The 18,925-nt window shown below is 57.7% G+C and carries 16 protein-coding genes and 1 pseudogene; 2 read left to right on the top strand and 15 right to left on the bottom strand.

Annotated features, from left to right (window positions below; genetic code table 11):
* Nucleotides 1-393: 393 nt before the first annotated feature.
* From AC0Z6F_RS15465 to AC0Z6F_RS15450, 4 genes are all read right to left on the bottom strand, one after another.
* A complete protein-coding gene (locus tag AC0Z6F_RS15465) occupies nt 394-2,421 on the bottom strand; it encodes a hypothetical protein (RefSeq protein ID WP_005411754.1) in 2,028 nt (675 codons plus the stop codon).
* A gap of 36 nt (nt 2,422-2,457) precedes the next feature.
* Nucleotides 2,458-4,287 (bottom strand): hypothetical protein, encoded by a 1,830-nt coding sequence (locus AC0Z6F_RS15460; RefSeq protein WP_005411753.1) that lies wholly within the window; start codon nt 4,285-4,287, stop codon nt 2,458-2,460.
* 23 nt (nt 4,288-4,310) lie between these two features.
* Complete coding sequence (locus AC0Z6F_RS15455) at nt 4,311-5,630, bottom strand: tyrosine-type recombinase/integrase (RefSeq protein ID WP_005411752.1); 1,320 nt, start codon at nt 5,628-5,630, stop codon at nt 4,311-4,313.
* A gap of 323 nt (nt 5,631-5,953) precedes the next feature.
* Nucleotides 5,954-6,844 carry a hypothetical protein gene (locus AC0Z6F_RS15450; protein ID WP_005411751.1) on the bottom strand — a complete coding sequence of 297 codons (891 nt, stop codon included), beginning with the start codon at nt 6,842-6,844 and terminating at the stop codon, nt 5,954-5,956.
* 164 nt (nt 6,845-7,008) lie between these two features.
* Here AC0Z6F_RS15450 and AC0Z6F_RS15445 point away from each other — a divergent pair, with 164 nt between their 5' ends.
* Nucleotides 7,009-7,560, top strand: coding sequence for a 3'-5' exonuclease (locus tag AC0Z6F_RS15445; protein ID WP_005411750.1), 552 nt, complete (start codon nt 7,009-7,011; stop codon nt 7,558-7,560).
* Here the strand turns inward: AC0Z6F_RS15445 and AC0Z6F_RS15440 are convergent.
* The 5 genes from AC0Z6F_RS15440 to AC0Z6F_RS15420 form a co-directional block, all read right to left on the bottom strand.
* A complete protein-coding gene (locus AC0Z6F_RS15440; protein ID WP_080052395.1) occupies nt 7,540-8,049 on the bottom strand; it encodes a Mov34/MPN/PAD-1 family protein in 510 nt (169 codons plus the stop codon). The genes AC0Z6F_RS15445 and AC0Z6F_RS15440 overlap by 21 nt on opposite strands.
* Entirely contained in the window at nt 8,042-9,556 is a 1,515-nt protein-coding gene (locus tag AC0Z6F_RS15435) for a ThiF family adenylyltransferase (RefSeq protein ID WP_232282084.1), read from the bottom strand. Before AC0Z6F_RS15435 ends, AC0Z6F_RS15440 begins: the two co-directional genes overlap by 8 nt.
* Before the next feature lie 241 nt (nt 9,557-9,797).
* The gene (locus AC0Z6F_RS15430; RefSeq protein WP_005411748.1) at nt 9,798-11,057 is read right to left on the bottom strand and encodes a nucleotidyltransferase domain-containing protein; all 1,260 of its coding nucleotides are present in this window, start codon (nt 11,055-11,057) and stop codon (nt 9,798-9,800) included.
* Nucleotides 11,054-12,256 carry an HNH endonuclease gene (locus AC0Z6F_RS15425; protein ID WP_005411747.1) on the bottom strand — a complete coding sequence of 401 codons (1,203 nt, stop codon included), beginning with the start codon at nt 12,254-12,256 and terminating at the stop codon, nt 11,054-11,056. Before AC0Z6F_RS15425 ends, AC0Z6F_RS15430 begins: the two co-directional genes overlap by 4 nt.
* A 715-nt stretch (nt 12,257-12,971) precedes the next feature.
* Complete coding sequence (locus AC0Z6F_RS15420; protein ID WP_005411746.1) at nt 12,972-14,063, bottom strand: PA0069 family radical SAM protein; 1,092 nt, start codon at nt 14,061-14,063, stop codon at nt 12,972-12,974.
* A 566-nt stretch (nt 14,064-14,629) separates the two neighbouring features.
* Between AC0Z6F_RS15420 and AC0Z6F_RS15415 the strand changes: the two genes are divergently transcribed.
* A complete protein-coding gene (locus AC0Z6F_RS15415) occupies nt 14,630-14,854 on the top strand; it encodes a helix-turn-helix domain-containing protein (protein WP_032966121.1) in 225 nt (74 codons plus the stop codon).
* A 151-nt stretch (nt 14,855-15,005) separates the two neighbouring features.
* On the opposite strand, the pseudogene AC0Z6F_RS15410 reads toward AC0Z6F_RS15415, so the two are convergent.
* The 6 genes and pseudogenes from AC0Z6F_RS15410 to AC0Z6F_RS15385 all read right to left on the bottom strand — a co-directional run.
* A pseudogene (locus tag AC0Z6F_RS15410) lies at nt 15,006-15,251 on the bottom strand (radical SAM protein); the annotation flags it as partial.
* Nucleotides 15,252-15,394: 143 nt separating this feature from the next.
* Nucleotides 15,395-16,138, bottom strand: a complete 744-nt coding sequence (locus AC0Z6F_RS15405) for a pyridoxine 5'-phosphate synthase (protein ID WP_004132724.1) — start codon at nt 16,136-16,138, stop codon at nt 15,395-15,397.
* 9 nt (nt 16,139-16,147) lie between these two features.
* Nucleotides 16,148-16,417, bottom strand: a complete 270-nt coding sequence (locus AC0Z6F_RS15400) for a hypothetical protein (RefSeq protein ID WP_004132720.1) — start codon at nt 16,415-16,417, stop codon at nt 16,148-16,150.
* 40 nt (nt 16,418-16,457) lie between these two features.
* Entirely contained in the window at nt 16,458-17,918 is a 1,461-nt protein-coding gene (gene cls / locus AC0Z6F_RS15395) for a cardiolipin synthase (protein WP_004132717.1), read from the bottom strand.
* Between the two features lie 150 nt (nt 17,919-18,068).
* Nucleotides 18,069-18,482: an ExbD/TolR family protein gene (locus AC0Z6F_RS15390; protein ID WP_004132666.1), complete on the bottom strand. Its 414-nt coding sequence runs from the start codon at nt 18,480-18,482 to the stop codon at nt 18,069-18,071.
* Nucleotides 18,483-18,485: 3 nt separating this feature from the next.
* Nucleotides 18,486-18,911, bottom strand: a complete 426-nt coding sequence (locus tag AC0Z6F_RS15385) for an ExbD/TolR family protein (RefSeq protein WP_012509603.1) — start codon at nt 18,909-18,911, stop codon at nt 18,486-18,488.
* Nucleotides 18,912-18,925 lie beyond the last annotated feature (14 nt).

Here is an 18,925-nt window from a genome sequence, read left to right as displayed (position 1 = left end):
ACATGAAGAATGGTCTTTCCACCGAAGCACGAATCACGGCCGGTCTAGCGCGGCTGGTGCAGAAGACGCCTGAGCATCCAGCGAATGTTGCAAAGCTATTGGCTGGGCAACGCCTTGTCTCCGTCAAGGGAGTTGAGAGGGAATCCGGGGTTAGCAGGTCCAATTTTGGCTCTTCCAACTCTCGCTACTCAGGCCAATGGAAGGCAATTAGGGAGGCATCGAAGGCCGAAGCCAATCGCGGCCTCAGCGCACAGCTTCTTGAGGAAAAGGCGGAGAGTCGTCGGCTGAGACGACTGCTTCATCTGACGCAGGTGCACAATGCGTCACTCCAACTTCGGCTTAGCAGGCTGAAGGCTCGATCGGAAGAGGACGATACGGTTACGCCTTTCCGCGTCAATCGTCGGACTCGGAAGCGGTAGCCTCCCTTAGATGCCTGAGTATAGATTGGCTCTGCGCAACCCGACGCTCCGCAATGGAGCGCCCGGATCTAACCCCACCCAGTCGCTTCTCCTCGGCAACAATCGCCTGGTTTTCCTTCATGCGACGTTGCCAGAACTCTCGGTGTTCAGGAAGAATCAAACAACAGCGGCATGAGGCACACAACGTAGGGGATCGAACCCCAAAGTCTGGTTGACGCCAGCCTGTCAGCAAGTCCGCATGCGGATTACAGGCAGACTCGGCAGGAAGGATGTTGATCAGGCAGCTAGCGTAGGTTCCCGTCCACATCTCAAAGCCCGAAATTCTGACGAGCGCTAGTGCCTTGTCTATGGCGGTGTCACCATCCATGCTGTTGATCGAGCTCGCTAGCTCACTTGCGTGCTTGGCGATTAGCTTCTTCGCAGGGCCGGCCGCCACAGCGTGACCTGTCATGACCTCGAGGAAGAACTGCCCCGCTTCCAGCGTCCGTTCTCCCTGCAGGTCTTCAAGCAGCGCTGCATCGCTTCCGATGTAGCCCGTCTCGGTGATTCGCTCGCTCATATGGCGGTAGTGATCGCGAAGCGCACCGAGCAGCTCAGGCTTTGTCCTGTAGATGTAGTGGGCAAACGTCTTCCTCCAGCGAAGAGGCCGAATGCTCCTAGTTCTATGCCATGCGTCCTGTGCGCTCAGCCCGTACTTTGACACTAGTAGCTCAGCTGCAAACTCTCTCTGCAATGCAGCGATGCGCATTGCCGTGAACCGACCCAGATGCTTCGCATGGGAAGGCAATGACTTGGCTTCGGAGAAGCTGAGCAGAAGGTCTTTGGTTCCTTCCCCCTTGAGCAGTCTCCACGGTTCAAGCACACGACACAACGCCTCAAGCGCCGCTATTGGTATGGGTTCATAGTCCGTACCGGAGGGCCTCAAACCTGCGGTCCATGCGTGATCAGTCTTCTTCCCCTTTGCCGACACTCCATTGATCATGAAGATGTCCATCAGTCCGTCAGAGGACTGATGGATCGTAACGAGGCCATCAAGCGGGTCGTTCACATGACTGATCTTTAGGCCAATCAGCTCATGCGATCTGAGGCCAACGCACCCCTGGATGCAGATTGTGGCCGCGGCAACGGTGTTCATGACGAGCCGGCGCACGCTCTGCACTGTGCTAACTTCAACTACTGTTCCTTCCTCATCGACTCTTGTCCGTGGATGAAGCGGTGCGTGCCATGGCAGGCCGGTATCGGGCACGATGGCCATTTTGTAGTCGCGAAGTTCCTCGCTGAGATGCTCGAAGGCTTTCACCCTCGCTGGTCCTCTTTCAGGCATCTGGGACCTTCTCTGGAGGAAGTGGTTCTGGATCTTGATCACATCATCAAGGCCATAGCGAATCCATTCCCAAGCTCTGCTTAGCAACGGAACGGCAACGTCATCTGGTATTGGTGCCAGCCCGCCCCCCTTCTTCAGACCCAGGTCAATCTCGACTACTCGATTGGCGGACTTCCCATCGAAGGGCGCCTCTGGCAGACAGTCGATTCCGGCTTCTTTGTACTTCGTCTTAAGCTCATAGATTTGCGCGAGCGGTCGCAGCAGCTTGTAGGCCGTGGCGTAGCTCCAGTCCCTGGGTCTCCCTTCATCGAAGCTACCTTCCAAGTACTGGTTCTCCAAGTGATCAATGAAGTCCCAGCTGTGGAAAGAGGTGAGGCTTACAAATGAGTCTATCTTTCGCCGGATCATGTAAACGGCAATCTCTCTGATGCTCATCATGGTCGCGGGAAGTGATCCAACGGAAAGCACACCATTGTCGAGAGCTGACCGCAGGTAGAAGGTCATCTGCTTATGAAGTGTTGCGTGCGCTTGATCGGTGAAGCGACCACCTCCAGGCACCTCGAAGCTCCAGTCCAGGATGACCTTCTCGTTCTGCTGGCCTTCTATGTCTCTCGCGAACGTCCAGTTGCCTGAGGCGACCTCATCATCAGGCTTTGTTGATCTCCGAATCGTTGCCATGGTCAGACTCCACTTTGGGCTAGCTCATCGCTGTCGCTACTCGAGAGCGGGCAGCGCACTCAGCGTCACGAGGACAGCCTGTTCTCGGTTCTCGGTTGAGTCGAGGTTGGGGATCCAGCGGGTGATAAGGGCATTGTATGGGCGTTGGAACTTGCACCTCCAAATCCCGATCCCCAACCGTCCGCGGGCGCATTCGTACTCTTCTTTAAGCTGAAGCGCTCTAGCGAATGCGTAAGGTTCATCGGTATCTGAGCCTGCCAGAGGACAGGATGGGCACATGCCATAGGCGGTGCACAGTCGCCCTTCGACTTGGCCACCAATAGGGCTGTGAAACGCATCAAGGCAGGTGAATCCTGGCGTGGCTGCAGTGGAGTCTCTGGCACTGGGCTTTGAGCGCGTGTCAACCTTCCCTTGAGAGGTAATCCATCGCTGATGCGCGGCTATTGCACCTGCCATATTTTCCTTACTCCGCTGCAGCATGGCCACTGTTCGGTAGTGGTCCTGCCCGGTGTCTATGAGTCGGTGGCCCAGGAGGTTCTTAAGCTGTACCGCATCTCCGTTTGTAGCTTTGTCAATCAGCTCTGCCATTCCCATTCTGAGTGCTGATGCGCCGCAGTACGGAATTCCTTTGCTCTTGCAGTACACCATGATGTAGTTGGTAACCCGAGTTGGTACGTTGTCGAGCCGTCCCGCGTAGGAGTCAATGCGAAGTCCTGGTACTTCGTTGCGGCCACCTTCGGACACCACGTGGAGGAACAGATCCCTACCTAGAGGCTCGGCAGCGTAGTCGCGTAGAAGCATTGTCCATTCGAGCAGGAAGCTGATGATGTTGTTGACGGACAGCGAGTTGTTACTAGTGTTTGCGGCCCACTGGATGGTACTTCTAGTACCTGGTCGGCCCCTGGAACCACCACGACGCTTCACTGACTGCAAGTGGATCCTTTCAGCTCCCAGCACCTCCACAAACTGAATACCGCCTAGTTCCAGACAGTTCAGTACTTGGCCATTCCACCCCGTATGCGAGAGGAGCAACAGATAGAGTGGCGTCAGCTCACCTCCGAGCGGGTAGGCGAGGCTCCGATAGGCTTGGTACGTCCTGTATTCTTTGCTCCAGCTGCCGGTATTCCTACCGAGATTCATTGGTGCGGGGAAGTTGCCTTTGTTGTCGAAGAGCACGCGAGCCACTTGGGCCTCAGGGCTATTGATCGGCACGTGATTGCCAGCTTTCAGGTCTGATAGCGCATTTCGCACAGTTGCCAGCCTAGGCCAGACCTCCTTCATAAGTCGTACGCAGTCCTTTGCTGCGACGAGGAGTGTCTCGGTCATGCCATCCGCGTCCAGGGTCTTTGTCGCTGAGCTGCTCTTTGTTTTAGCAACTGCATACCGCGGGACCTCAATGTGACTCCACCGGCTGTCGAGGCGAATGAGTTCTGGCACCAAGAGAACGATTGCCTTCAGGTAGTTAGTTCTGGTGCTCTGGCTCAGGATCTTGTTAGTTCTGGGATCAGACTTATCAAGATCTTGCTTTATTTGAGTGATGAAGTTTGCTGGCACCTCATCGGGAGTTTTGAAGTGCGGTTCTTGTGCCAGAAAGTACTTTAGTGCCGCCTGCTTGAAGTTTCCCGCGGCGGAGTACCTGCCAGCCTGCTGCTTGTCTGCTTGTGTGTTGGCAAATGCCGTGGCGAGAGAATCACACAGCGGGCCAATGGCTAGCCAACTTGAGAGGTTGATCTTGGTCCGTGACCCGTCTCTGTTGTCGAAGTGAACTTCCAGCACTCGGGGTGCTCTTTTGAACCACCAGTTCTTCTGCTCACTCGGTGCATCTGGTTGTTTTTCTGGTCGCATCCGCTTCTTGCGTCGGTCCATAACTGAGCCTTTCCCAAGTGAACTTAGGTACCAGGATGCGCTTTAGGCTGACCGAGCTGCATGTGAGGCCTTTGCTCGTTGAGCATCCGGATGCGCTCGCGAATCTTGCTCTCGTATGTCACAGCACTATTCAGATAGATGTTTTCGGTGGTCTCTACCGAAGCATGTCCGAGGATGGAGGCAACGTACTTGCTCGGTTGCGTGTCGCCGCTGAGCCTGCGGCTGATGTACTTGATGATTGCGAACGTGTGCCGAAGCGAATGAACTGTGATTGCCTCTGCTACAGCCATCCTGTAGTAGGCATTGTTCTCAAGTTTTGCCAGCTTCATTAGGAACCGTTCACGGCCTTGGGCAAAGTGACGATCGAATGTCTGCTCGGACACGCGGCTGCCGATGTAGCGTGCATTTCCGACCTGGTGCACGAACACGTAGCCATGATCAGGTTCGGACATCAACGCTTGCCTTTTCGCCATTGCAATCACTCGCGCTGTATTGACGTATAGGTTGATCGCGCCGAGCAGCCAGACAGGAAACGGGACGTTTCTCGCCTTGTTCCCCTTGCCCACTATCACCACCGGAAGCTCCGACACTGGGTCCAGCTGATCGAGCGGCATGGTCTCAACATCGGTGAGCTTTAGATTGCAGACTTCGGCTCGTCTGAGGCCCGTGTGCAAGCAGACCTCAGCCATAAGTCGGTCAGTGGTTGCGGCGTGGCAGAGAACTACCGTCTGATCAACTATTTCCTTCACAGGAGGCCCCAATTCCTCAAACAAGTGGTCTAAGGTTTGGGGGTCAAGCGCAGTGATGAGCAGGTTGCTGCCTGATCCGGAGATGCCTGCGTCAACGTCGAGATAGGTGAACTTTCCGCGTTTTGTGTCTCGCTCGCCGGTAGGGATCACGTTCTTCAGATATCCACGCCGCATGCAGTAGAGGATGAACTTGGTAAGCGTCGACCAGCGACGATTAACTGTGCTCGCGGACAAGTTCTTTCCTGTAGCTGCGGACTTCGAGTGACAGAGGTCTGTGGCATAGCCCCTCAAGTGTGCGGACGAGATATCGGCCACCCTGATGCCCGAGGCGTCCATGTAGTGATGGAAGTCGGCCATGTCAGCCAGGATGGTTGGCGCAGTGTTCCTCCCCCCTTTCAGGCACGGCTTCGCCGCCCTGGTCAGGTAGGTGGCACACATGAAGTCGAACGCCGGCTCTATGACTTTCCCGTCAGTTCGGCTGGTCAAGAAGCAGAAGTGATTCGGTAAAGGACTACCCCAGAGTCCTCCGTTTGAACCAGGACTCTTGCCCTCGTTGTTCCTGACCACCCTGATTTCGGCGTCGTAGGTCTTCATGGGCGTGGAACCTACCACTCCGAAATCGGAATGCAAGTGCGTGAGCCTACTGGTACGCTTCACATGCTAATGCTATTCAATTGCGTTTATTACACTTATGCTTCATGCACTTAGCGCGTACCTTTAAGTATGGATATTTTCGCTAAGGAGATCCTCTATTCATAATGAATAGGCATTCCAGTGCGCAGAGTTTTTGCTTGTCCGCGCTGTCACGTGACGATTGATGTGGGGTCGCTCACGACGCCGCAGGGCAGACATCGTGAGCAGTACGTCTAGTGCCGTTGTCCGCCTGAGGCATCACCCAAGATTGACCTGGATTGCGATCATCGTCGCTGAATCGCCTCTGATATTTCCAGAGACCAACGTGCCGTGTGGATGATCCTCGCCTCCTGCAGATTCTCTTGAAGGATCTCGCGCTTGGTTAGCTGTGACACTTCTTCCCACTCATTTCTAAAAATGTAGGTCGCGTTCCCGACTTCTGGACTCTCGAAAACAAACCTACGCTTGCGTGTGAATCCGAAGACGATGTAGTCGCTGAACCCGCCAAGCCCAACTGCCAGGAAGTCAGGCTCGTGCCGTGTGATTGTTCGTATGCGGGCTGTGGCTGTCTCGCGATCGGTATCCGACAGCTGCTCCAGATAGCCTTCCAAGACCTCCATGGCCCTTGCGAATGGAAAGGCCCCAGGTGGAAGAATCCGCCAATTGATCTTTTGAATCCTTAGAGGTACGGCTAACTGGGGGTCAACGATGTCAAAACGGGGGAAGCACTCCAAGTAGAGGTTGAGCAAATTTACGATTGCTTCTTCCGGCTCTGTTCGATCAACTACCCTCGTTGCCATCGCGATTCCACCTGCAGACTTCACTGCCGTGAGGTACTCCCCAGGAGGGGCGATGTGCTCCCTGGGATAGGTGTCATAGGATCTTGTCTGCGTCCCGTGATGGGTGTGCCCGTGCCAGTCCTTCCAAGAAGTATTGATCATTCGAGACTTGCTGATCATAGGAAGATCCCTTCTTATGACCTCTCTTCCACGGGCATTGAACAGCGTAGCGGGGCCTTGGGCACTCGGCACGATGGAAGCACCCTCTGCAGGAATTTTCTCAAACCCCAGAAGCAGTGCTTCTTGCTTTGTCACCGGTGGGCTAAGCAGCCGAAACTGTTGTAGCCGTTCAATTGTGGCTCGATAGATGGATAGCGATCTGACTTGCTTTGGCATGTTCTACTCCTGCGGTTGTAAGGAAATAGATACACAATTGGCGTGAGTCTGAGCATTTGGCACTACTCTTAGCCTGTTGCTAAACGGTTGGTGCGGTGTTCCCACAATGCATGGTTTCGAGTCTTCCCTTCTGATTCTCACAACGTAGATCGTGGAGTTTCCATATGACCATTCCTGAGCTCTTTGTTTCCGTTGATATTGAAGCTTCCGGACCCATACCCGGCGAGTTCAGCCTGCTCTCTATTGGTGCGGTTCTTGTGGATCGACCTGAAACGACGTTCTACATTGAGCTGAAGCCAGAAGGTACGCGGCATGATTCGGAGGCACTTGCTGTCACAGGATTTAATATCGATGAGCTGACACTCAGTGGCATTGAACCAAGTGCAGCCATGCAAGACTTTGGCAATTGGTTGTCAGATTCCTGTACGCAAGGTCAGAAGCCGGTCTTCGTTGGCCTTAACGCAGCGTTTGACTGGTCCTTCGTTAACTACTACTTCCACAAGTACTGTGGAACCAATCCATTTGGATTTGCTGCTCTAGACATCAAGGCGCTCTACATGGGAGTAGTGGGATGCCGTTGGGACCAGACCAAATCCAGCCAAATGGCGAAGCTACTTCATCCAGAGCTCTCAGGGACGCACAACGCCCTCGACGATGCGCGGTATCAAGCCGAACTGTTCCTTCGACTCCAAGAGCTAAGAGCTAGCCAGAGTTGAATCGCCTCTCAGCAGCCGCTTCTGTGCCTGGATCAGAACTCCGTCTCGATGTATCCAGGCTTGGATTCCGTCTGGTTCCTTTGATTGCCCCACAATCACTGCCAAGGGGCTAGCGATAAGCCCATTCTTTTTTGCGAACTGCGCGACACTCCTCACATCCGTAGGCGAGATCCGAGGAACTTTTTGGGGATGTGTGTGCCAGTGTCCTACCAATCGGAGTCCTGCCTCGTTCTGGACTCGGATCTCCTGGCGGCATCGCTCGGGATCCAGCTCCAACCAAGTCCAACCAGCCCGGTCATCAACGTGGGGAGGCGTGGCAACGGCAAGAACTAGACCACGGGCGTCGTTTGGATCCACGAATAGCTGTCCACCCCGCTCGCTATGCCATGCGCGCTGCCGGTGCATGGCCAGGGTGTTCAGTAGCTTTCCAGTTACCAGTAGAGCCCCATCAACGGAAGGCCACTCCCATTGCCACAGAGACTCAGGCATTGGGGGCAGTCCCAGGCCATGCTCGTTTCAGAGTCATCTCAGTCGCCCCACTGGATAGTTTGGGGCCAACGTACTGTCCCTCCAGTTCTGAAGCCCTCTGTGGGTTGCTGATACGGCTTATCCAAAGTGGCTCGGTCGAGCTGGATGTCAGCTGTTCGATTGCTTCGGCGGCAACCATCGAAGCGATTGCACTCACTCCAAGCCCACCGCCGGGTATGAAGCTCTGTCCACAGGCAGGTAGCGGTACGCTGTCGCCTCCGTTCCAGTTGGTGAACTTGTGTCGGAATCTCCCGTTGTCCTCGAACAGCGACCTAGCATCTGCTTCAACGTCCGCAGCGACTAATGCATGACCAACAAGAGCATGCGGCTCGCTCCAGGCCTGAATCAACTTCCAAGGGGCTCCTACGCTCTTAGCCCGCCACAGCATTTCTTCTGACTCCCAGTCCGCGCTGGTCACGATGATGAGATCCGCCTTCTGGAAGTCCGCGTGATTCTTGACGAGAGCCAGTTCAACGTATGTTGGAATTGCCTTGATAGAGACGATCGGAACGTCTGACCGTAGGCGGTCGCACATTGCTTCTGCCTTGTTCCTACCCAGATCGCTGGCACCGAGAACGTGCCGCCCAAGGTTGCTGGCGGTGAGTTCATCGGGATCGATCAGCGTTAGGTGTCCCACACCTGACCTCGCCAGATGAAGCGCGACGGGCGCTCCAAGTGAACCTTGCCCGACTACAATGACGCGCGCCTTGGAGAGCGAGTCAAGTTTCGGGGTTCGGTCGCGCGACAGGATCTCCGCGCGATCAAGAATGTTGATCGCAGAGTGACTCAGAGTGATGTCTGGATTTGACGCTTTTGATGTCACTCTACGCCCCGCCCGAACTCCTAATTTGACTGGCTTGTTTCTTGCGAGTGAGCGATCCCGCAGGGTCAAGCAGTAGATCGGTGCACCGGCGTCACCTGGCAGTTCAAGAGCAACCCAGCGACTGGCAATGGGACTGGTCTCACCAAACCAGAATAACAACCGCGCGTAGTCGTCACTTGCGAGATGAGGTCGCAGCCATTTGAACAGCTCGCTTGGTGCCGGAGCTTTAATATCGGGGTAGCTTTGTAGCTTGACGTAAAATCCGGCGCGCGCAGCATCTCTTATCTTGACCCGCTGTCCGACTACCGTTTCAAGATGGCTGGCGATTGCGTCTGGGTCTTGGGCTAACCAGACGGGCTCTCCGCCAATTCTCTGATCCAGGCGCGGGTCACTTACAGCAAAGAGCGACCCTGAGCTTGACGGTCTTTGGACCAAGTTGACACTCTGGGCGGATGCGTGATGTTGCAGCTTCCAGTATGAAGTGGACTCTTGCTCGAATTCGCGGCTTCTCGCATCAGAGCTCGATGTCGGCAGCGACAGCTGAACGATCTTTGCAAAGCGGCGCAAAGTGTCGGTGACGATCGCCTCCGGGCTACCGGAGACGGGCTTCTCCTGAAATCCATGCAGGCACAACCCCGTCTTCATGGCGTGGGGCCAGACGAGCCAAGGCGAAGGTTCCACGCGGAGAATCAGAGAGTTGCGAGGAAATCCGACCGGGAAGGATAGCCGCAACCAGCGTTGCGCTCCCACATAGTCCACCGGAAGTGGCAGCCGAAAGCTTGCTGCCTCGCCGGGTCTCATTGGCATTGGCTGCAGGAACCCAATGCCTTCTGGACCGAGATAGGCCTGGAGCGCGGCTATTCCGCGCTCCAGGGCCGTGACTTCCTCAACCAAGGCGTTCAGGCGATCCAGCGCCTTCTTGTGCCTGATGACCTGCGACGCCCCCGCCGAAGACCGATCCCATCGTCGATACGTTGCGAGTGAGACCAAGCTTGCGTCCTGGCAGAGTCCAGTTGGCAGGAACGTCGTTGTTCACCGAAACCACGAAGTTGCTACTGAGTGCAAAGCGTTCTTTAACCGCTTCACTGAAGGACTCGACAGATGGGAACTCTTGTAAGCCAAGAGAGATCGAGTGCTTGGCATCGTCATGCCACTTGCGGAATGCATTGACGTAGCGGATTCCCTCATCTGGCCTGTTCCATTTTTCAGCGAAGTTCTCTGCCGCGTCCGCCGGGTTGCAGACAAGGTACTTACCGCTGGCGTATTGGATGTGATTGCTCATGTTGGTCACGATCTCGATGATCGCGTCCAACGGGCGCCGCGGGCGGCGGCTGGAATCGGCTGCCACCTCTTCGTAGGCTCGCGTAGCGAGCGTTGTGATGACCGCAGAGATAGGCCGATGGGACGCATCGCCGTTTCGAATCGCCCACTCGTCTCGATGCCGCTTGAGGAGCTTGATCGTAGCGCGCAACGGGTCGTTGTCGATGTACTTTTCGTAGTCTGGCAGAGGGGCCAGCGTCGCCTCGTCCATTGCGATGGCTTTTGTGGCCAGAACCTCAGTGCTTTCCAGCGAGATCTGCTGCTCAGACGCTTGCTGAAGCCAACCCAGGTACGGGATCGGGCTGCTTGCCTTCCAAGCTTGAATCTCACGATCAGGCACTTCGAGCATGCCTTCGCCGTGCGTTTCTTCGTTTCCAGAGATTGCACGTGCAGGCGTGATGTCGATATGGAATCCCGGGCTTTCGTCGGCGTAGACGATCCTGACCCCTCGACGGAGCTTCTCTACTTTCGCTTCGACCCGCGTTCCTTCCTCAATTCGTTTATGGATTTCATCGAGCACTGATTGCGCCGAAGCCCCGCCGGCATTGGGCAGCCATACGATTGCGTCTGCATCAACTGTGCCCAGGTCGGCCGGAGCCCCGTTCACTGGCTTGATGGTAGTCCGCAGGCCAATGGAGCCTTGGACGAAGATATGGGCACTTTGCAGCAGTGGGCTGTCTGCAGCGTTGAGAATGCGCTCCAGCACTTTGTACCTAGCATTGATCTTCTCGTACTGAGGCTCGGACAACGATATTTCGCGGGCGGCGCGCAAGAGGAAGTACTCCCAGCTTCCACGCTTGGATTCGAAGTCGGACAGCAGGGTCATGCGCGATCTCCTGGTGTAATGGTCAATGTTTCTACAAAGCGCCCTCCGTTGTTCCGATCACGGTCGTAGAGCACATAGGTGTGCTGGTGCTCAGTAGTCATCAGAGCCCCGAGTTCAATGCAGAACGCGGCAGGCGCCGCTATGAAGAGGTGTATCGGATGAGGAGTTGCGGCCTCGAGCTTGCTCAAGCGCATCTGCAAGGCGTCCCTGAATGCGTGAATCACGCGACGATTGCGAACTGCGGTATAGGTCGGGTCATCCATCGTGAACGTTGCAATACGGGCACGCGGCAGCCGATCCAGTACATCGCGTTCGGGGATTGCTGCGGAGATGGACACTACAAGTGCGATCTCTTCATCTCCGGCTGGCGGCTCCACGAAGCGGTACTCCGGGGGGAGTGCCTCACTGTCCGGCCACTTCAATCCGTGCTCACGATTGGATGAGAAGATGACGCGGTTAGATCGATCCCCGATCGTCTGGCCCAGGACGACGAGTGAGGGTATGTCTGCTAGGCCAACCACCGCGAGTGTGGGGATGTCGCCGTAACGACCACCACGGCGGCGGAGTTCGCGATCGATTCTGTAGCGAATGTCTTCCCGAACCTGGCGCCAGTAGTCCGAGTTACGGCCCTCTTCCCCTGGCGGCCTAAGCGTATGTTTGATGATGTCCCCGAACGCGACCAAGCCCTCCCCGGACATCGCCATGGCAAAGTCGCGCTCGGAGATGTCATTGATCGTTACGAAGTGATCGCTTTGAAAAATGAGGCCGACCGCTCTACCCGCATCTGGGACGGTTGCGGCTAAGCGGATTCGTTCGAGGTAAGCAAGGTGGAGCCCCGTCATGTCTGACTTGGGGTAGCCTTCTGCGTCTCTGTCAGCCTTGTCATGGCAGCCGGGACATAGCAGCATGAGGTTAGCCGGGTCATTGGTCAGCTCACTTGCCGCCTTGGCATCATGGCTAGATTCGGCTCGGGGACCTTTGGGGCTGGCTGGCATGATGTGGGCTACTTCACCCCACTGCATGTCGGCCCCGACGCGGAAGTCGCGAGTCAGATCGGTCCCGCAGAGTTCACAGTGTCCCGCCGATCTCGTCCAGACGAGCCTCTTTATTGGCTCGGACGTGTGATACCGCCCACCTTTACCTGCTGCCGGCGCAGCGGTTGAGGATACGTCCTGCACTTCGTCACTTGTTGCTTCCATGTGATCGCTCCGTGATGACATGTATATCTTTTGGGCTAATTTATTGTGGTTCAAGCCCCAATTTACTCTGTAAACGCTTTCATTTTCGAACCACCCCGTGTTAGAGGCGCGCCAACGCCAGCACATCAGTTCATAAAGCCCAGGCAGCAAGGCAAATAGTCCGGGGCTTCTTCATGCCCTTAGCGCAAAGGACTTCGATACTTGGCGTGGCTCTTCATTTCGGTTGTGGCACCGTTAGCTCTCAGTCGTTTGTCATAGAGCCGCGATCAGGGATTTTAATCAGCGGTAGTGGCGCTCGTTTGCGTGCTTCCCACATACCATGCAAGTCCTATGGGGGCTGTATCTGCCGCTTTTTTCGGGACCTAGCGGCCCCCGGCAATGAGGACAAATCGGTCCTGTGCCAAGTTCCGCTTGGCGAGTCCGATGGAATGTCCACAAACTATGAATGAAGGCAAATGCCAGGCCCGCGATTGGTAGCCACATGGCCATTTGATAGAAGCCTTTGGTCAAGGCGTTGTCGCCAAGGGGATGCACGACCATCGCGAATGCGAAGGAGATGGTCGCCACCAGGCCAGCAGGGTAGTAGAGGCGTATCAGCTTCAGCCAGCTCATTGCCATTCTCTCGGTGCAGTTGTTTCCAGCAAGGCTAGCTTTTGCTTATCTCAAGGCTTGAGACAGCTTGCCAACGCGCTTGGAGTGAGCTCCATCTTATTTCTCAGAATAGTTGGCCCTGGGGCGACAGCTCCCTTGGGGGCTGAAAGAGTTGGGTGTTCAGGGGAGGGAGCTTTGCGAATCCCAAGCTTCTGTGCGCCTTCTTGAACCTTTGGGCCAGTAGATCTGCAAAGGGGCCTGTGCCTCGCATTCTGGTACCGAATGCGGCGTCGTACTCCTTGCCACCATGCAACTGGCGCATAAGGCTGAGAACGTGTTCTGCCCGGTCCGGATAGTGCAGTTCCAGCCACTCTTTCCAGATGTCCTTGATCTCGTTGGGTAGTCGCAGCAGCACGTAGCCTGCAGCCCGCGCTCCATGGCCGTGCGCTTCTTCGAGGATCGCCTCGAGTTCGTGGTCAGTGATGCGGGGGATGACAGGAGCCACCAGTACACCAACAGGCACGCCGGCCTTATGTAGTGTCTCCATCGCCCTCAGCCGTGCGTGCGGAGCAGCAGCTCGTGGCTCGAGCTTAGCTGATAGCTTTCGATCAAGGGTGGTGACTGAGAAGTACACCGTGACCAGGCGGTCCTTAGCCATGGCCGCGAGTAGATCGATGTCACGAGTGATCAATGCACTCTTGGTCACGAAGCTCACGGGGTGGCGCGTTTCGGCCAGAAGCTCAAGGCATTGGCGGGTAATTTGGTAACTCCTTTCGATGGGCTGGTACCCATCCGTGTTGATGCCCAGGGCAATGGCGGCGCATTGGTAGTTGGGCCGACTGAGCTCATTGCGCAACCGCTCTGCGGCGTTGGTTTTCGCAAAGAGCTTGGTCTCAAAGTCCAGCCCTGGCGATAGGCTGAGGTAGCTGTGGGAAGGTCGGGCGAAGCAGTAGACGCATCCGTGCTCGCATCCCCTATAGGGATTGACCGACGCACCGAATCCAACGTCGGGGGAGTTGTTGCGGCTGATCACAGTCCGGGCGCGTTCTTCGGTCACCTCAGTTCTCAGCCGCGGCAACTCCTGCAGGTCTTCGTAGATCGATTCCCAGCCATCATCGACGCCGACTGTCGTCGTCGCATCGAAGCGGCTTGGCACGCGTGAGGCGGAGCCTCGGCCTTTGATAGGTACCTGGACCTTTCGAGCATCCTGTTCCATGCCGCCCTCTGCCCTTAGTAAGCAGTTAGTATTATTGCTAACCACAGGGACCGCAAGGTGCGGGGATTCAGCTAGCTGTAGGCCTCATGCTTCATCGCGACGTGTTGTATTCCCAACCTTATCCACAGGGGGGTTGCGGCTGGGCAACCATTAGTCCCGTTGGCCAACAAGTGCTTTGGCTTCAGCCAGGAAGGTCTGCATTAGGCCCCGTGATCGACGGGTAGCTGCTGGGAGCACAATTCCCAGTTGGGCACACAGCGAGACTGCGTATGCCATCTGCGCTCCTGTCGGGGGCTTGATGTCCCAGTCGGTGAGTTCTGGGATGAGCCTCGAGAGTTCCTCCGCTAGACGGTACTCAAAGCTTCTCGACTGTCCTTCGTCTTCTTGCATTCGACGAACCTGGCTGATCACTTGTTCCCTTCCTAGGGGAGAGAAGGGCAACTCTAGAGTGAATTCCAGTTCCGGGCACACGAGATAGAAATTCATGAAAATACAGGCCAGTACTTATAAGTAGACTACCTTTAAAGGCGTAGTCTTTAAAGTACTGGAGCCACAAGCTTGTTCGTATGGTCGAACATACGCATCAGGCAGCCTTGGCCGACGTCATCCGGGCAAGTCGCGTCGCTCTTGGATTCAGTCAGGAAGGCTTTGCAGACCATATCCAGATGCACCGGGCTTACTACAGCAAGATTGAGCGTGGCGAGAAGAATGTCACCCTCGCCACACTCGAACGTGTGGCCAACGGCCTTGAGAAGACCATGTCTGAGTTGCTGACAGAGGCAGGTCTCTAGAACGTTTCGCCTAGCTCTCACAGTCTCCAATCGACCTTTCCTGGCGGAATGACGCTGTTTGGCCGATTTTCGAAGCTTTGACACCGAGAGTGTTCACTTTTTCCTTCCCAAGTTGATGATTGGTAAGTACTTTCTCAGTGAACACTTATGGGAAATTCAGACCGTGCTCGCAACCGCGGTAGGGATTCACCGATTGACTGAAGCCGACGTCGGGCGAGTTGTTGCGGGTGATGATGCTGCGCGCGGTTTCGGCGCGCACTTCGGTGCGCAGGCGAGGGGCAAGGAACTCCTCGCTCTCGTCGACCGCCCAGCCATCGTCCACCGCCTCGCTGACGGTGCTTTCAAAGCGCCCGGCAAGGTGGGACGTGGAACCTCGGCCCTTGATCGCAATACCCATGGCGGCAGATTACGTCGCAGTCGTCTCAGCGGCTGCGACGGGCGCCTGAAGGGTTCAGCCCTCTTGTAGAGTCGCGCCATGCTCGACTCCCGCAGGGTGGCCAAGACTGAAGTCGAGCATGGCGCGACGCTACAGGGAAGGGGTCAGAGCAGCGCCAGGTACCCGCGCACCGTGGCATCCAGCCCGTCGTACAGGGCCTCACCGATCAGCGCGTGGCCGATCGACACCTCCAGCACGTCCGGCACGTTGGCCAGGAAATCGCGCAGGTTGTCCTGCGACAGGTCGTGTCCGGCGTTGACGCCCAGTCCGACGGCCTGCGCTCGACGGGCAGCAGTGGCAAAGAGCGTCAGCATCGCGCCGGCATCGCCCGCCGCATGCGCTTCGGCGTAGGGGCCGGTGTACAGCTCGATGCGGTCGGCACCGACCTCGGCCGCCTGCTCCAGCAACGGGTTGCCGGCGTCGACGAACAGGCTGACCCGGCAACCCATCGCCTTCAGTTCGGCGATCAGCGGGCGCAGGCGCTCGGCATCGCGCTCGAAGTCGAAGCCATGATCGGAGGTGATCTGGCCGTCGCTGTCCGGCACCAGGGTAGCCTGCGCCGGACGGGTCTGTGCACACAGCGGCAGCAGCCCCGGATAACCCTCGCGCGGTGGTGCGAACGGATTGCCTTCGATGTTGAACTCCACCCCACGCGCACGGGTCAGCGTGGACAGGGCCAGCACGTCCTCGGCGGTGATGTGGCGGCGGTCCGGCCGCGGGTGCACGGTGATGCCATGCGCGCCGGCATCCAGGCAGGCCTGGGCGGCACGCACCACGTCCGGTTCGGCACCGCCGCGCGAGTTGCGCAGGACGGCGATCTTGTTGACGTTGACGCTGAGCTGGGTCATGGAACGGAACTACTTGGAAAGAGGGGACGGATCGTGTTCGTCGGGGGCGGCACTACGACGGGCCTGGGCCTGTTCGCGCAGGCGGCGCAGTTCCTCGGCGTCGACCAGGGTAGCGGGATCGCGCTGCAGGTCGCCGAAGCGTGCCACGTAGCGGCCGCGTACCCAGGCCAGCAGGAAGGCGAGGGCGGCCAGCAGGCACAGGGTCATCAACCCGGCATTGGGCGTCTTCAGGGCGAAGGCGAAACAGCCCAGCGCCAACAGCAGGTACAACCAGTACATAGTCGGGCTCCCCGGATGATCGCCGCAGTGTAGCGCTGCGTCAGAGCAGCGGCGAGGCCAGCCGTGCGAAGGCCTCGGGCAGGCGGTGCAGCCACAGCGAACGGCCGGCCTGGTCATTCACCCGGGTGGCCCTTTCAAACTCGCCCTCCAGCAGTTCGGCCAGGGCGGCAACACGACCTCGATCGCTGATCATCATCGATAGTTCGAAGTTCAGCCGGAAGCTGCGGTGGTCGAAGTTGGCGCTGCCGACGATGCAGACGTCGTCATCGGCGATGAAGGCCTTGGTATGCAGCATGCGAGGGCCGTACTCGTAGATCTTCACCCCGGCATGCAGCAGCTCGTCAAAGTAGGAGCGGGCGGCCTGGGTGACGAACCAGGAATCGCTCATCTTCGGCACCAGCAGGCGGACGTCCAACCCGCCCAGCGCGGCCGAGGTCAGTGCCATCCGCGCCGCTTCGCCCGGGACGAAGTAGGGCGTGACCAGCCAGACCCGCTCGTGCGCTTCCTGGATCGCTGCTACGTGCAGGCGATGGATGGTCTCCCAGCCCGAATCCGGGCCGGACACCAGTACCTGGGCATTGATCGGGCCATCGCCCCGCAGGGGCATGTCGGCTGGCCACAGACGCGCGATATCCATCCGCGAGGGGTCCTGTCCACTGGCGTACAGCCAGTCCTCGGCGAACACCAGCTGCAGGCTTCGCACCACGTGACCACGGATGCGCATGTGCAGATCACGGTATGCGTCGGTCCTGCGGCTTTCGTCCTCGTCGTCGGTGATGTTGATGCCACCGGTGAAGGCCAGGCGGCCATCGACGATCACCAGCTTGCGATGGGTACGCAGGTTCAACCATGGGCGCTTGAACGGCTTCAACAGCTGCCGTGGGTGGAACCAGATCGCTTCGCCACCGGCATCGAGCAGAGGTTGCAGGAAGCGCCGCGGCAGGGCGGATGAGCCCACCGCATCGAGCAGCAGGCGCACCTGCACGCCGGCCCGCGCACGTTCCACCAGCGCGTCGCGCAGGGCGGTGCCGGCATGGTCCGGGTTGAAGATGTAGTACTCCAGATGCACGTGATCGCGTGCCTGCGCGACAGCTTCAAGCAGCGCGGCGTAGGTGGCTGCACCATCCACCAGCCAGGTCACTTCGGTGGCACTGCTCGGTGCCAGCCCGGTGGTGGCCTGCGCGATCTTGGCCAGCTCGGTGCAGTCGGCATCGGGCGGGCACACGTCGCTGTAGTGCTCCATGCCCGAGCGCGCACGCCCACGACGCAGGCGCTGCCGCTTCACCTTCTGCGGGCCCAGCAGGTAATAGATGAAGAGGCCGAGATAGGGCAGCAGCGCCAGCGACAGGATCCAGCTCAGGGTGGCGACCGGCTCGCGCTTCTGCAGCATGATCCAGCCCGCCAGCGCGAACAGGTACAGCAGATAAGCCACCGCCAGGATCGTGCCGAGGTGGGCGATGCCATCCAGCCAGTGGCGCAGGGAGTCGAAGAGGGCGAGCATCCGCCGATCATAACGGGCGCGTGCAGCCTGATGGGGTCAGATCCCTCTTCCTGTAAAAAAGGGATCTGACCACGACAGGCAGAAAAAAGACGCCCCTGTTTCCAGGGGCGTCTGCAGTCGCGTCATGACTGTTGTATTGCGGTATTGCGTTTACTGCTGCACAAAACCGATCTTCTTCATCTGAGCGTTCTTCGCGGCGGCCAGGACCTTGGCCATCACGTCGTACTCGGAATCCGGGCTGGCGTCGATGCGCAGTTCCGGCTGGTTGGTCGGGTCACGCTGGACCTCCTGCTCCATCCGCTGCTGCAGCTCGCTCGCATTGATCGGGCTGTTGTTCCACGAGACCTGGTTGCTGGCGTCGATCTTCAACTCGATCGGCGGCGGCGGTTCGACCAGCTGCGGCGGTGGGTTGAGCACGCGCTGCGGCAGGTCCACGGCGATCGGGTACGTCATGATCGGCGCGGTCACGATGAAGATGATCAGCAGCACCAGCATCACGTCCACGAGGGGCGTGACGTTGATGTCGGCCATGGGGCCCTTGCCACCACCACTACTGAATGCCATGGCTTATTGCCCCTTTTCTTTGGTCGCAACGAAGCCGACGTCCAGCATGCCCTGTTCCTGCGCGATCTTGGTCATCTCGTTGATGACGCGCATCTTGGTGGTGCGGTCACCACGCAGGTTCAACGGCGGCTGCGGGGTCTGCTGGGCGGCGGTCGCCAAGCGCGACTCGAGAGTCTGCTTGTTGATTTCTTCGTCGTTCCAGTAGATCGAGCCATCTTCCTTGACTGCCAGGGTGATGGGACCCTTGCGATCGTTGGTGTCGTCCGGCTTCTGGACCAGGTTGGCCTCCGGCAGATCCACCTTGACCTTGTGGGACATCAGGGGCGCCGTGATGATGAAGATGATCAGCAGCACCAGCATCACGTCCACGAGGGGCGTAACGTTGATGTCGGCCATGGGGCCGCCGCTGTTACCACTACTGAAAGCCATAACGGGCTCCGTCT

It is taken from the genome of Stenotrophomonas sp. 1L-E-5-B-C3 (assembly GCF_057292075.1).
This window is presented reverse-complemented; position numbering and strand designations above follow the sequence as displayed.